The organism is Pseudomonas sp. PS02288 (genome assembly GCF_029959715.1).
In the GTDB taxonomy this organism is placed as follows: domain Bacteria; phylum Pseudomonadota; class Gammaproteobacteria; order Pseudomonadales; family Pseudomonadaceae; genus Pseudomonas_O; species Pseudomonas_O kuykendallii.
In genome coordinates this window covers 1-12,745 of record NZ_JASCPA010000086.1, presented here as the reverse complement: position 1 = coordinate 12,745, position 12,745 = coordinate 1, and the positions used below count along the sequence as shown (strand labels likewise).

At 68.8% G+C, this 12,745-nt stretch carries 13 protein-coding genes; 5 read left to right on the top strand and 8 right to left on the bottom strand.

Annotated features, from left to right (window positions below; genetic code table 11):
* Positions 1 to 910 (top strand): alpha-hydroxy acid oxidase (locus QMX85_RS22095; RefSeq protein WP_282344534.1); only part of this gene is annotated, 910 nt, incomplete at its 5' end.
* Positions 911 to 1,000: 90 nt separating this feature from the next.
* Here QMX85_RS22095 and QMX85_RS22090 read toward each other — a convergent pair.
* Positions 1,001 to 2,239, bottom strand: coding sequence for a TIGR03862 family flavoprotein (locus QMX85_RS22090; protein ID WP_282344532.1), 1,239 nt, complete (start codon positions 2,237 to 2,239; stop codon positions 1,001 to 1,003).
* 87 nt (positions 2,240 to 2,326) lie between these two features.
* Positions 2,327 to 3,568 (bottom strand): zinc-dependent alcohol dehydrogenase, encoded by a 1,242-nt coding sequence (locus QMX85_RS22085; RefSeq protein WP_282344530.1) that lies wholly within the window; start codon positions 3,566 to 3,568, stop codon positions 2,327 to 2,329.
* A 279-nt stretch (positions 3,569 to 3,847) separates the two neighbouring features.
* Here QMX85_RS22085 and QMX85_RS22080 point away from each other — a divergent pair, with 279 nt between their 5' ends.
* The 3 genes from QMX85_RS22080 to QMX85_RS22070 all read left to right on the top strand — a co-directional run bounded on the left by QMX85_RS22080 (position 3,848) and on the right by QMX85_RS22070 (position 5,957).
* Complete coding sequence (locus QMX85_RS22080) at positions 3,848 to 4,411, top strand: GNAT family N-acetyltransferase (RefSeq protein WP_282344528.1); 564 nt, start codon at positions 3,848 to 3,850, stop codon at positions 4,409 to 4,411.
* A gap of 86 nt (positions 4,412 to 4,497) precedes the next feature.
* Complete coding sequence (gene tesB / locus QMX85_RS22075; protein WP_090226113.1) at positions 4,498 to 5,367, top strand: acyl-CoA thioesterase II; 870 nt, start codon at positions 4,498 to 4,500, stop codon at positions 5,365 to 5,367.
* A gap of 32 nt (positions 5,368 to 5,399) precedes the next feature.
* On the top strand, positions 5,400 to 5,957 hold the full coding sequence (locus QMX85_RS22070) for an HAD family hydrolase (RefSeq protein WP_282344536.1): 558 nt from the start codon (positions 5,400 to 5,402) through the stop codon (positions 5,955 to 5,957).
* 239 nt (positions 5,958 to 6,196) lie between these two features.
* Here the strand turns inward: QMX85_RS22070 and QMX85_RS22065 are convergent, their stop codons facing one another.
* The 4 genes from QMX85_RS22065 to QMX85_RS22050 all read right to left on the bottom strand — a co-directional run bounded on the left by QMX85_RS22065 (position 6,197) and on the right by QMX85_RS22050 (position 9,488).
* Positions 6,197 to 6,559, bottom strand: a complete 363-nt coding sequence (locus tag QMX85_RS22065) for an endonuclease domain-containing protein (protein WP_282344525.1) — start codon at positions 6,557 to 6,559, stop codon at positions 6,197 to 6,199.
* Positions 6,560 to 6,603: 44 nt separating this feature from the next.
* Positions 6,604 to 7,461, bottom strand: coding sequence for a neutral zinc metallopeptidase (locus tag QMX85_RS22060; RefSeq protein ID WP_090226116.1), 858 nt, complete (start codon positions 7,459 to 7,461; stop codon positions 6,604 to 6,606).
* Positions 7,462 to 7,528: 67 nt separating this feature from the next.
* Positions 7,529 to 8,887 carry a diguanylate cyclase gene (locus QMX85_RS22055; RefSeq protein WP_282344523.1) on the bottom strand — a complete coding sequence of 453 codons (1,359 nt, stop codon included), beginning with the start codon at positions 8,885 to 8,887 and terminating at the stop codon, positions 7,529 to 7,531.
* A 163-nt stretch (positions 8,888 to 9,050) separates the two neighbouring features.
* Positions 9,051 to 9,488 (bottom strand): DUF411 domain-containing protein, encoded by a 438-nt coding sequence (locus QMX85_RS22050; RefSeq protein ID WP_282344520.1) that lies wholly within the window; start codon positions 9,486 to 9,488, stop codon positions 9,051 to 9,053.
* 241 nt (positions 9,489 to 9,729) lie between these two features.
* Here QMX85_RS22050 and QMX85_RS22045 point away from each other — a divergent pair, with 241 nt between their 5' ends.
* Positions 9,730 to 10,341 (top strand): Yip1 family protein, encoded by a 612-nt coding sequence (locus QMX85_RS22045; protein ID WP_090226121.1) that lies wholly within the window; start codon positions 9,730 to 9,732, stop codon positions 10,339 to 10,341.
* A gap of 33 nt (positions 10,342 to 10,374) precedes the next feature.
* Here the strand turns inward: QMX85_RS22045 and trmA are convergent, their stop codons facing one another.
* Positions 10,375 to 11,463, bottom strand: coding sequence for a tRNA (uridine(54)-C5)-methyltransferase TrmA (gene trmA / locus QMX85_RS22040; protein ID WP_282344515.1), 1,089 nt, complete (start codon positions 11,461 to 11,463; stop codon positions 10,375 to 10,377).
* An 846-nt stretch (positions 11,464 to 12,309) separates the two neighbouring features.
* Positions 12,310 to 12,745 (bottom strand): solute carrier family 23 protein (locus tag QMX85_RS22035; RefSeq protein WP_282344513.1); only part of this gene is annotated, 436 nt, incomplete at its 5' end.

Sequence of the window (12,745 nt, the reverse complement as noted above, 5' to 3'; positions counted from 1 at the left end):
CGTGCTGGCCGACCTGGGCGGGGCCAGCACGCGCTGCGATCTGCTCGGCCAGACGCTGTCGATGCCGCTGCTGCTGGCGCCGGTGGCGGCGCAGCGGCTGGTGCACGCGGACGGCGAGCGCGCCGTGGCCGAGGCCGCGGCGGCGATGGGCGTCGGCATGGCGCTGAGCACGTCTTCGAGCTTGTCGCTGGAGGAGGTCGCCGGCGTCGCCCGTTCGCCGTGGTTCCAGCTCTACATCCAGCCGGATCGCGACTTCACCCTGCAGCTGGTGCGCCGCGCCGAGGCCGCCGGCTACCGCGCGCTGGTGCTGACCGTGGACGCACCGGTGAACGGCGTGCGCAACCGCGAGCAGCGCGCCGGCTTCCAGTTGCCCGAGGCGGTCAACCTGCGTGGCATGCGCGTCAGGCCGGCGAAACCGGCGGGCATCCTCGACAGCCCGCTGTTCGACGGCCGGCTGGGCAGCGCGCCGACCTGGCGCGACCTCGACTGGCTACTCGGCAACACGCGGCTGCCGGTCCTGCTAAAGGGTGTCAGCGCCGCGGCGGACGCCGAGCGCGCGGTGCAGGCCGGGGCCGCCGGGCTGATCGTCTCCAACCACGGCGGCCGCGTGCTGGATAGCCTGCCGGCGAGCATCGAGCTGTTGCCGCGCATCGCCGACCAGGTCAACGGACGCGTGCCGCTGCTGCTCGACGGCGGCATCCGCCGTGGCACCGACATGCTCAAGGCGCTGGCCCTCGGCGCCCAGGCGGTGCTCATCGGAAGGCCCTACGTGCACGCGCTGGCGCTGGGCGGCGCGGTAGGCGTGGTGCAACTGCTGAACATCCTGCGCGGCGAGTTCGAAGCGGCGATGGCGCTCACCGGCTGCGCCACCCTGGCGGACATCGACCGCGGCGTGCTCTGGCAGCGCTGATCAGCGCCCGCATACCCCGTAGGGTGGGCTTCAGCCAACCGATATTCTGCTCTGCGATGGTGGGCTGAAGCCCACCCTACGCACGTCCGGCTACAGCCGGCCCGCGTCGCGCAACCACGCCAGCATGCCCAGGCCGGCGCAGCGGCCGCTGGCGAAGCAGGCGGTGAGTAGGTAGCCGCCAGTGGGGGCTTCCCAGTCGAGCATCTCGCCGGCGCAGAACACGCCGGGCAGCGCGCGCAGCATCAGGTTGGCATCGAGCGCCTCGAAGGTGACGCCGCCGGCGCTGCTGATCGCCTCGTCGAGCGGACGTGTGCGCAGCAGTTCTATCGGCAACGCCTTGATCGCTGTCGCCAGCCGCGCGTTGTCGGCGAACGCCTCGACCGGGGCGCATTCGCGCAGCAGCGCGGCCTTCACGCCGTCCAGGCCGAGCTGGCCGTGCAGGTGCCTGGCCATCGAGTGCTTGCCGCGCGGGCGGCTTAGGCGCTTTTCGATGTCCTGCGCCGACAGCGCCGGGAGTAGGTCGAGGCGCACCACTGCGCGGCCGTCGGCCTCGATGCGCCGACGGATCGCGGCGGACAGCGCGTACACCAGGCTGCCCTCGATGCCATTGGCGGTGAGCACGAATTCGCCGCGCCGTGGGGCTTCGCCGTCCAGCGCCAGGGCGACGGACTTGAGCGGCGCGCCGGCGAACCTGTCGCGCAGCAGCGCGCTCCAGCCGGCCACCTCGAAGCCGCAGTTGCTCGGCCGCAGCGGCGCGATCTCCACGCCGCGCGCCTGCAACAACGGCATCCAGGCGCCGTCCGAGCCCAGCCGCGCCCAGCTGCCGCCGCCCAGCGCCAGCAGGGTGGCGTCGGCGTGCAGCGCCTGCTCGCCCTCGGCGGTGGCGATGCGCAGCGCGCCGCGATCGTTCCAGCCCAGCCAGCGCTGCCGGGTGTGCAGGTGCACGCCCTGTTCGCGCAGACGCTTGAGCCAGGCGCGCAGCAGCGGCGCGGCCTTCATGTCGGTGGGGAAGACGCGGCCCGAGCTGCCGACGAAGGTGTCGATGCCCAGGCCGTGAATCCAGGCGCGCAGGGCGTCGGCGTCGAAATCGGCGAGCAGCGCGGAAATCGCCTCGCGACGTTCGCCGTAGCGCGAGAGGAACGCCTCGCGCGCCTCGGAGTGGGTGATGTTCATGCCGCCGACGCCGGCCAGGAGAAACTTGCGCCCGAGCGACGGCATGCCGTCGTAGAGATCGACGACGATGCCGGCGGCGCTGATCACTTCGGCCGCCATCAGCCCGGACGGACCGCCGCCGACGATGGCGACGCGGGGGACGGAAGTGGCGGGCATGGTCGGTCCTGGCGCGGAAGAAAGGCGCCGATTCTAACCGGCTTCGCCCCGCCCGGCATCGACGGGCGGGGGCGCCGTGCCGGTGACTCAACCTAGCGGCGAGACCCCGGGCGTGCCGGGTGCGGCATCGGTGAACGGCCGCGCGCTGAACTGCGGCGCGGTTTCCGGGACGAGGATCACCTTGCGGCAGTCCTCCTGCTTCTCGTTGAAGATCTTGTAGCCGTCGCTGGCCCTGGACAGCGGCAGGCGGTGGGTGATGATGATTTCCGGGTTCAGCTCGCCGCTCTCGATGTGCCCGAGCAGCGTCGGCAGGAAACCGTGTACGTGGGTCTGGCCCATCTTGAAGGTCAGCCCCTTGTCGAAGGCATCGCCGAACAGGAAGCCGTGGATGAAGCCGGCGTACACGCCAGGCACGCTGACCACGCCGCCGCGGCGCACGGCGGCGATGCATTGGCGCAATGCCTTGCCGCTGGAGCCTTCGAGCTTGAGGTTGGTGAGAATGGTCTCGGTGGTACTGCCCTTGGCCTCGAAGCCGACCGCGTCGATCACCGCGTCGACCCCGCGCATGCCGGGTGTGGCCTGGATGATCACCTCCGCCGGGTCGTCCTGCTCGTCGAAGTTGATCGGCACCACGCCGTAGGCCTGGCGGGCGAAGTCCAGCCGGTATTGGTGATGATCGATCATGAAGATCTGCTCGGCTCCGAGCAGCCTGGCGCTGGCGGCGGCCATCAGCCCGACCGGGCCGGCGCCGAAGATCGCCACGCTGGAGCCCCGGCCGACGCCGGCATTGACCGCGGCCTGGTAGCCGGTGGGGAGGATGTCGGTGAGGAACAGCACCTGCTCGTCGTTGAGCGTGTCCGGGACCTTGAACGGGCCGGCATTGGCCTTCGGCACGCGGACGAACTCGGCCTGGCCGCCGGGCATGCCGCCGTACAGGTGGCTGTAGCCGAACAGCGCGGCGCCGGAGGGGATCGATTTCTTGTTCATGATCGCGCCGCGGTCCGGGTTGGTCGTCTCGCAGGCGGCATGCAGATTCATCTGGCAGAAGAAACAGTCGCCGCAGGCGATCACGAACGGCACGATCACGCGATCGCCTTTCTTCACCGCGGTGACCGCCGGCCCGGCCTCTTCGACGATGCCCATGAATTCGTGGCCGAGGATGTCGCCGCTCTTCATGGCCGGCATCTTGCCGCGATACAGGTGCAGGTCGGAACCGCAGATGGCGGTGGCCGTCACCCGCAGGATGATGTCGTCGGGGGCCTGGATGAGCGGGTCGGGGACGTTATCCACGCGAACGTCGCGGGCACCGTGATAGGTCAGGGCTTGCATGGCTTTTCCTCGTTCCGGGTAGGACGCGTCTGCGCGTGACGCCGCGTTCGGCGCCGGCGGCAGCGCTGCATTCCCTAGTTGATAGGGCTGGCGGCGGGCTTTGGTTCAGGCGGACGGACGAGTGGGCTCGGCGCGGAGCGTAGCGCTGACGCCATGCGGCGTGCGCAGCGGGCGACGGAGGAGGCGCGCCGCCCGGCGCCGTGCGCAAACGCCGCTGAGGAGGCGAATCTCCGGTCGGCCGGGCGGTCCGATGTCGGGCACCGTCGCCGAGGAATCCGCATGCCACACCCCGTTCCCAGCCTGCGCAGCGAGCGCCTGATCCTGCGTCCATGGATGCCTGAGGACCGCGCGCCGTTCGCCGCGATGAACGCCGATCCGCAGGTGATGGCGTACTTCCCCGCCTGCCTGGACCGCGAGCAGAGCGATGCCCTTGCCGCGCGCATCGAGGCGCACTTCGCCGAGCACGGCTACGGCTGGTGGGCGCTGGAGGTGCCGGGGGAGGAATCCTTCATCGGCTACGTCGGCCTGCAGGTGGTGGACTTTCCCGCGGCCTTCGCCCCGGCGGTGGCGATCGGCTGGCGGCTGGCCCAGGCGCACTGGGAGCTGGGCTACGCCCACGAAGCCGCCGAGTGCGTGCTCGACCACGCCTTCGATGAGCTGGGCCTCGAGGAAGTGGTCGCCTTCACCGTGCCGGACAATCGCAATTCCCTGGGCCTGATGCAGCGCCTGGGCATGCGTCGCGACCCGGCCGCGGACTTCGAACATCCGCACCTGCCGCGCGATCACCGGCTGCGCCACCACCAGCTCTATCGCCTGCGTGCCGGAGAATGGCGGCAGGAATGACCGCGGCGCCGGTAAACCCATTACCATGGCGGCAACGGGCCGCGCGAGCCCTGAACCGTGCCTGAGGCTGATCGAGGAGCGAAACAATGAGCCAAGTACTGGACGACCTGGTCGCCTTGCTGAGCCTGGAAACCATCGAAGAAAACCTGTTCCGCGGCGTCAGCCAGGACCTCGGCTTCCGCCAGCTGTTCGGCGGCCAGGTACTCGGCCAGTCGCTGTCCGCCGCCAGCCAGACGGTCGACCCGGACCGTCCCGTGCATTCGCTGCACGGCTACTTTCTGCGTCCCGGCGACGCCAGCCTGCCGGTGGTCTACAGCGTCGACCGCGTGCGCGACGGCGGCAGCTTCACCACCCGCCGCGTCACCGCGGTGCAGAAGGGCCAGACCATCTTTACCTGCAGCGCGTCGTTCCAGGTCCGCGAGGCGGGCTTCGAGCACCAGTCGCAGATGCCTGACGTGCCCGGCCCCGAGGGCCTCAAGTCGGAAACCGAACTGGCCCTGGAGATCGTCGACCAACTGCCGCCGCGCATGCGCGAGAAGGCCGTCAGCCGCAGGCCGGTGGAAATCCGCCCGGTGCACGTCGGCAACCCCTTCCTGCCGGTCTCCAGCGAGCCGGTCAAGCACGTCTGGTTCCGCGCCGACGGCGCGCTGCCGGACATCCCGGCGATCCACAAGTACATCCTTGCCTATGCCTCGGACTTCGGGCTGCTGACCACGTCGCTGCGCCCGCACGGGGTGTCCGTGTGGCAGAAGTTCATGCAGGTGGCGAGCCTCGACCACGCGCTGTGGTTCCACGACGACCTGCGTGCGGACGAGTGGCTGCTGTATGTCATGGACAGCCCCTGGGCCGGCGGCGGGCGCGGTTTCAACCGCGGCAGTGTGTACAACCAGCAGGGCAAGCTGGTGGCCTCGGTGGCGCAGGAGGGGCTGATCCGCCAGCGCGAGGACTGGAAGTGACGCTGGGCGAGGCGCGCCACTGGGTGTTCGACATGGACGGCACCCTGACCGTCGCCGTGCACGACTTCGCCCTCATCCGCCGCGAGCTGGACATCCCCGCGGAAGACGACATCCTCCATCACCTGGCGGCGCTGCCCGCCGAGGCGGCCTCGCGCAAGCACGCCTGGCTGCTCGACCACGAACGCGAACTGGCGCTCGCCTCACGCCCGGCCGTGGGCGCGGTGGCGCTGGTGCGCGCCCTCTGCGAGCGCGGCTGCCGGCTCGGCATCCTCACCCGCAACGCCCATGAGCTGGCGCTGGTGACCCTGAAGGCGATCGGCCTCGACGACTGCTTCGCCGCCGACGATATCCTCGGCCGCGACGAGGCCCCGCCCAAACCCCACCCCGGCGGCCTGCTGCATCTGGCCGAACGCTGGGGCGTTGCCCCCGGCGCGCTGGTGATGGTGGGCGACCACCGCATGGACCTCCAATGCGCCCGCGCGGCCGGCGCGCATGCGCTGCTGGTGAACCTGCCGGAGAACCCCTGGCCGGAATGGAGCGACGGCTTCGTGCGCGATTGCGCGGAGGTGCTGGCGGGGTTGGGTGGCTGATCCCAGGCAAAGGCCCCTCTCCCCGGCCCTCTCCCATGAATGGGAGAGGGGGCAGTGCGGGGTGGGCGATGGAGTGTGGTGCTGGGCTGGGCTACTGAGTGTTTGGTGCTTGGTTATGGCTGGGATGATCTGAGACGGCGGCCCTCTCCTATGAATGGGAGAGGGGCATGCGCCAAGTCGAAGGGCTGCCGAGCCCAACGTCGTGGCGCCGAACCCGCACGGGCAGCCCCCTCTCCCGTTTACGGGAGAGGGCTGGGGAGAGGGCTGAAGCCTTCCAGCAGCGTCAGCCGAATACGCTCCAGCACCGCCTCCGTTTCCCGCAACACCTCGTGATTCCAGAAGCGCAGCACGCGAAAGCCGCGGTCCTCGAAATAGCGGTCGCGCGCGGCGTCCTTGTCCGACGCCTGCTGATGCTGGCCGCCGTCCACCTCGATGATGAGGAAATGCTCCAGGCAGACGAAGTCGACGATGTAGCGCCCCATGGGCTTCTGCCGCTTGAACTTGAGGCCGAGAAATCGGTGGCCGCGCAGTTGACGCCACAGCAGCAGCTCGGCGTCGGTCATCTGGCTTCTAAGGGTCTTGCTGTTCGGTAACAGGTCCATGAGCATCCTTGCTCCCGTGGCGATCCTGAGAACCTAGCCGATGTTCACAACGCCTTCGCCTCGAAGGTATCGCAGCTGTCCGGCGAGCCGCTTTCAAAGCCGGCCTTGAACCAGCGCACGCGCTGTTGCGAGGTGCCGTGGGTGAAGGAGTCGGGCACCACGCGGCCCTGGCCTTTGCGTTGCAACTGGTCGTCGCCGATGGCGCTGGCGGCGTTCAGGGCTTCCTCGAGGTCGCCGGGCTCCATCCAGTCGAGGCGCTTCTGCGCGTGGAAGGCCCAGACGCCGGCGTAGCAGTCCGCCTGCAACTCCTGGCGCACCGAGAGCCCGCTGGCGCCCTCCATCGGCTGGCCGCTGCGGCGCGCGGCGTCCACGGTGGCGGGAACGCCCAGCAGGTTCTGCACATGATGGCCGACTTCGTGGGCGATCACGTAGGCCTGGGCGAAGTCGCCGGCGGCCTTGAAGCGCTGTTCCAGCTCGCGGAAGAAACCGAGGTCCAGGTAGACCTTCTGGTCCAGCGAGCAATAGAACGGGCCGACCTGCGAAGAGGCATAGCCGCAGGCGGAGTTGGTGCCGCCGCTGAACAGGCGCAGTTCCGGCTGGCGGTACTGGCCTCCGCCGGTGGCGAAGAGCGCGGCCCAGGTGTCTTCGGTATCGCCGAGGATCGCGCTGACGAAGTCCACCTCGGGATCGGCGCGGCCGTCCGCGGGCTGGCTCTGCTCGACCTGCGAGCCCTGGCCGGAGAGCTGGCCGAGGATCTGCAGCGGGTCCTGGCCCATCAGCAGGCTGATCACCACCACCGCGACGATGCCCCCGAGGCCAAGCCCGCCACCGATGCGCAGGCCGCTTCCACCGGAGCGGCCGTCCGTCACGTTTTCGCTTCTTCTCGCCCTTTGCCAACGCATTGCCGGATCTCCTTGAAGGCCGGTGAGTCCGGCGCTTCATGCTAGGACGCGCGAGGCGCGATGACGTTCAGTCGCAGGCCAGCACCACCCGGTCGCGGCCTTCGTTCTTCGCCTGGTAGAGCGCCTGGTCGGCGCGGCGCAGGGTGCGCTGGAAGTCCGGATGACCGTCGTGCAGGGCCACGCCGAGGCTGACGGTGGTGCGGATCGTGCGGTTCGCCGCGAGCTGGAAGACTTCCTCGGCGACTCGCCGGCGCACCCGCTCGGCGAGTGTCATGGCGGTGGCTTCTGTGGTGTCGACGAGGATCAGCAGGAATTCCTCGCCGCCGTAGCGGAAGGCGTAGTCACCGCCGCGTATGCAACTGGAGAGAATCGCGGCGACCTGCTGCAGCACCAGGTCGCCGGCTTCGTGGCCGAGGTTGTCGTTGACACTCTTGAAGTGGTCGATGTCGACCATCAGCACCGCGAACGGGCTGTGGGTGGTGCGCGCGAGGGCGATCTCGCGGTTTAGTACGACGCTGAGGAACTTGCGGTTGAGCATCTGGGTGAGGCTGTCGCGGCCGACCTCCAGTTCGCCGGCGCGGGCGAACAGGGTGTCCAGCAGGTAGCGCACCACGCGGGTGGATTCGCGAAGCTCGCGCAGTTGCCGCAACTTGCCCACCTCCGGCTGGAAGTGGGCGATGCAGCGCTCGATACGGTCGACGTGTTCGCGGATGGCGCTCATCTCCACCGCGTCCTGGAAAGCATGCGTCGCCTTGTGCTTGAACCACAGGCCGAAGTCCGACTGCAGCAGCGGCTGCAACTGCCCGGCCTGGGCACCGAGGGCGATGTCGTACATCAGCTGGTTTTCCCAGTCGAGCAGGCCGGCGCGCTGGCGTTCGCGCTCGGTGCCGATGTTCTGCGATACCGAGAACATCCGGTAGGCCTCCTCGGAACGCGCGTTGCGCTGATGCGCCAGGGAGTACGCCTGGCTCATGACCTCCAGGGCGATGTCGATGTTCTCGCTGACGAAGGTGATGGCGTCGAGCTGGGCGCGTCCCAGCCTGGCGCTGCCCAGTTGCAGGAAGATCGCCGCCTTGAGGAAGCGCGCGCCGCGCATCACCAGGCTGATCGGGATATCGACCCGCGCATGGATTTCGCCGATCCGTTTCTGCAGTTCGATCAGTTCGGGAACGTCGGAGCGGTTGCGCAGGGCGAACATCTCTTGCAGCCAGCGCCGCATCGACGGCTTGAGGTGCTCCTCGACGCGCTGGTGGGCGAGGAACTGCCCGGCGTGGCTGTCGTCGCCCATGTGCTGGTAGAACCGTTCGGCAAGCGATTCGGCGTGCGCGTCGATCAGTGCGCCGACGGTTCGGCAGAGGGTGGCGTCGTAGCGGTCGATAAGGGCGCCCCAGTCTGCGGCCAGGGGAGCGAGAACATCGGCTGTCATGGGTGGGGTCCGATCACTGCGAGAGGACGGAAGCGTTGCGCGCCTAGGCGAAGCGCCATCATGCAAAGCGCGCGAATCTACACCAGCGTTCGCGCCTCCGTGCGTGCCTGAACGGTCGGTTCCTGACGAAAGGAAACACCCCGAACCACCTGTTTGACGCCGGTCAATGGGCCGGGTAGTCGCTCACTACGCTCTGTTTGCCGTCGGTGCCCACGCCGATCACCTGATAGGCGTCCTTGCGCTCGCCCATTTCCATTCCCGGCGAACCCATTGGCATGCCCGGCGTGGCGATGCCGGCCAGGTCGGCGCGCTGGCGCAGGGCGAGCACGTCCTTCGCCGGCACGTGGCCTTCGACGAACTTGCCGTCGATCACCCCGGTGTGGCACGAGCCGAGCGCGTGCGGCACGCCGAAGCGGGTCTTCAGCGCCGGCATGTCGTTCTCGATGTGGTCGCGGACGCTGAAGCCGTTCTGCTCCAGGTGCTTGATCCAGGACGTGCAGCAGCCGCAGTTGGGGTCGCGATAGACGTCGATGGCCACCGGCTCGGCGGCCTGGGCGACGCTGCCGACGAGCAGCGCGGCGAGCAGGGGAAATGCGCGCATGGGGAGTCTCCTGAGGGTAAGGCGCGCAGGATAGCGCGCCCGGTGGCGTCCGGGACTGGCCTGGCGCACGCCGAGGCGGCGAAGGTGTGACCGCCTGTTGCCGAAATGCGCTTCATCGGCCGTCAAAGGGTGCGACGAACCATCGCAGGTGGGTCTACTCTCAATTACAGATTCCGTCGTCGACACCCCGCCGGCGCGGTCTCGACACAGCCCCGTAAGGGGCGGGAGAGGAGGGAGCGCGATGATCAATCACGTATGGGGACTGTTGTCCCGTCCGACCCGCGAATGGGCCCAGATCAACACCGAAGGCGAAACCGTCATCCACCTGTATGCCCATCACGTGTTGCTGATGGCGCTGATACCGGTGGTCTGCGCCTTCATCGGCACCACCCAGATCGGCTGGAAGCTCGGCGACATGCAGACGTCGGAGGTGTCGCTACCCGTCGCCGTCGCCCTGGGTGCCGGCTTCTACCTGATGATCCTCGCCGCCATCGCGGTGATGGGGAACGTCATCTTCCGCATGGCCGAGCGTTATCCGGAGCGCCCCAGTGTCGACCGCTGCATCGTGTTCGCCGGCTACGTGGCGACGCCGCTGTTCCTCGCCGGCGCGGTGCTGCTCTATCCGCTGATCTGGCTGTGCATTCTGGTCGGCTGCGTGGCGCTCTGTTACACGGCCTATCTGCTGTACCTGGGGATTCCGTCGTTTTTGCAGATTCCGCGCAAGGACGGTTTCATCCTCTCCAGCGGAACTCTGGGCATCGGCGTGCTGGTGCTCGAAGCCCTGCTGGCGCTAACCGTGCTGATCTGGAGCGTGGGCTCGAACTTCGGCATCGGCCGGCTGTTCCTCGGCTGACGGCGTATCGCCTAAGGGGGGCGGGCGGGCCGATTAGCGCCGCACCAGCAGCACGCCGGACTCCATGTGGTGCGTCCAGGGGAACTGGTCGAACAGCGCGCAGCGCTCGACGCGATGGGTGTCGTGCAGCTGCGCGATGTTCTGCGCCAGGGTTTCCGGGTTGCACGAGATGTACAGGATGCGCTCGAAGCGCCGCGTCAGCTCGCAGGTGTCCGGGTCCATGCCGGCGCGCGGCGGGTCGACGAACACGCTGCCGAAGTCGTAGCTCGCCAGGTCGATGCCCGCCAGGCGGCGGAACGGGCGCACGCCGTTCAGCGCCTGGGTCAGCTCCTCGGCCGATAGCCGCACCAGGGTGACGTTGTCGATGGCGTTGTCGGCGAGGTTGGCCAGCGCCGCGTACACCGACGACTTGCTGATCTCGGTGGCCAGCACCTTGCGCACGCGGGTCGCCAGCGGCAGGGTGAAGTTGCCGTTGCCGCAGTACAACTCCAGCAGGTCGTCGTCGCGCTCGCCCAGCGCCTCGTAAGCCCAGGCGAGCATCTTGCCGTTCACCGTGCCGTTGGGCTGGGTGAAGGCGCCCTCGGGCTGGCGATAGCGGAAGCGCCGCCCGGCGACCTCCAGTTCTTCCTCGACGAAATCCCGCCCGATGACGATGCGCTGACCGCGCGAACGGCCGATCAGGCTGACCTGCAGGTCGGCCGCGACCTGTTCCGCCGCCGCCTGCCAGGCGTCGTCCAGGGGCCGGTGGTAGGCCAGGGTAATCAGCGCATCGCCGGCCAGGGTGGTGAGGAATTCCACCTGGAACAGCTTGAACGACAGCGCCGTGCTGGCCTGCCAGGCCGCCTTGAGTGGCGCCATCAGTGCGTTGATCCGCGCGCTGGCGACGGGGAAATCCTCGATCAGGATCGGCGTGTACTTGTCGCCCTTCTCGAACATCGCATAGAAGCGCTCCTCGTTTTCCCGCCATAGGCGGAACTCGGCGCGCAGCCGGTAGTGCTGCAGCGGCGAGTCGAACACCTGCGGTTCGGGCGCATCGAACGGCGCCAGCAGCTCGCGCAGGCGCGCGGTCTTTTCGGTGAGTTGCTGGGCGTAGGCGGCGGAATCGAGGGGGACGGAGCTCATGGATCACTCAGGCGGGCGCGGAAATCGGGCGGCCATTGTACGGATTCGCCAGGACGGCGGGGATGGCTTTGTCGTGGAACGGTAGCCCGTGGCATCGCCGGCGCGTTAGGGGCTGGCAACTCGCCCGGTATGCCACCACCGTAGGGCGCGCCGCGCGCACCGCCCGGTCGGAGCGACACCGCGCTGCGGTGCGCATGGCGCACCCTACGGCCGATAGCGGGATGAATTCGTGGGTCTGTTCGGTCGAACCGACCCGGTACGCCACCGTAGGGTGCGCCGCGCGCACCGCATGGTTGGAACGACGCGGCGCTGCGGTGCGCATGGCGCACCCTACGGCCGATAGCCGGGATGAATTCGTGGGTCTGTTCGGTCGAACCGACCTGGTACGCCACCGTAGGGTGCGCCGCGCGCACCTTATGGTTGGAGCGACGCGGCGCTGCGGTGCGCATGGCGCACCCTACGGCCGATAGCGGGATGAATTCGTGGGTCTGTTCGGTCGAACCGACCCGGTACGCCACCGTAGGGTGCGCCGCGCGCACCTTATGGTTGGAACGACGCGGCGCTGCGGTGCGCATGGCGCACCCTACGGCCGATAGCGGGTTGAATTCGTGGGTCTGTTCGGTCGAACCGGCCCGGTACGCCACCGTAGGGTGCGCCGCGCGCACCTTATGGTCGGAACGACGCGGCGCTGCGGTGCTCATGGCGCACCCTACGACCGATAGCCGGGATGAATTCGTGGGTCTGTTCGGTCGAACCGACCCGGTACGCCACCGTAGGGTGCGCCGCGCGCACCTTATGGTCGGAACGACGCGGCGCTGCGGTGCGCATGGCGCACCCTACGAAAGGTTACGGATACCAGCCGAGCTTGATCACGAAGAGGATCGAGAGCACCACCAGCGCGGAGTTCAGCTCGCGGCCGCGGCCGGCGAGCAGCTTGATCGCGGTCCAGGCGATGAAGCCGAAGGCGATGCCGTTGGCGATGGAGAAGGTCAGCGGCATGGCCAGCGCGGTGATCACCACCGGCGCGGCGACGGTGATGTCGTCCCAGTCGATCTCGGCCAGGCCGGCGGTCATCAGCACCGCGACGAACAGCAGCGCCGGGGCGGTGGCGAAGGCGGGCACGCTGCCGGCCAGCGGCGAGAAGAACAGCGCGAAGAGGAATAGCACCGCCACCACGATGGCGGTCAGCCCGGTGCGCCCGCCGGCGCTGACGCCGGCGGCGGACTCGATGTAGCTGGTGGTGGTCGAGGTGCCGAGCAGTGAGCCGACCCTCGCCGCGCTG

Bases quoted from the DNA above. Each gene is read 5' to 3' on its own strand.
- QMX85_RS22090 (WP_282344532.1), bottom strand. From the start codon at position 2,239: ATGCCCGCCACTTCCGTCCCCCGCGTCGCCATCGTCGGCGGCGGTCCG.
- QMX85_RS22085 (WP_282344530.1), bottom strand. From the start codon at position 3,568: ATGCAAGCCCTGACCTATCACGGTGCCCGCGACGTTCGCGTGGATAAC.
- QMX85_RS22080 (WP_282344528.1), top strand. From the start codon at position 3,848: ATGCCACACCCCGTTCCCAGCCTGCGCAGCGAGCGCCTGATCCTGCGT.
- tesB (WP_090226113.1), top strand. From the start codon at position 4,498: ATGAGCCAAGTACTGGACGACCTGGTCGCCTTGCTGAGCCTGGAAACC.
- QMX85_RS22070 (WP_282344536.1), top strand. From the start codon at position 5,400: ATGGACGGCACCCTGACCGTCGCCGTGCACGACTTCGCCCTCATCCGC.
- QMX85_RS22065 (WP_282344525.1), bottom strand. From the start codon at position 6,559: ATGGACCTGTTACCGAACAGCAAGACCCTTAGAAGCCAGATGACCGAC.
- QMX85_RS22060 (WP_090226116.1), bottom strand. From the start codon at position 7,461: ATGCGTTGGCAAAGGGCGAGAAGAAGCGAAAACGTGACGGACGGCCGC.
- QMX85_RS22055 (WP_282344523.1), bottom strand. From the start codon at position 8,887: ATGACAGCCGATGTTCTCGCTCCCCTGGCCGCAGACTGGGGCGCCCTT.
- QMX85_RS22050 (WP_282344520.1), bottom strand. From the start codon at position 9,488: ATGCGCGCATTTCCCCTGCTCGCCGCGCTGCTCGTCGGCAGCGTCGCC.
- QMX85_RS22045 (WP_090226121.1), top strand. From the start codon at position 9,730: ATGATCAATCACGTATGGGGACTGTTGTCCCGTCCGACCCGCGAATGG.
- trmA (WP_282344515.1), bottom strand. From the start codon at position 11,463: ATGAGCTCCGTCCCCCTCGATTCCGCCGCCTACGCCCAGCAACTCACC.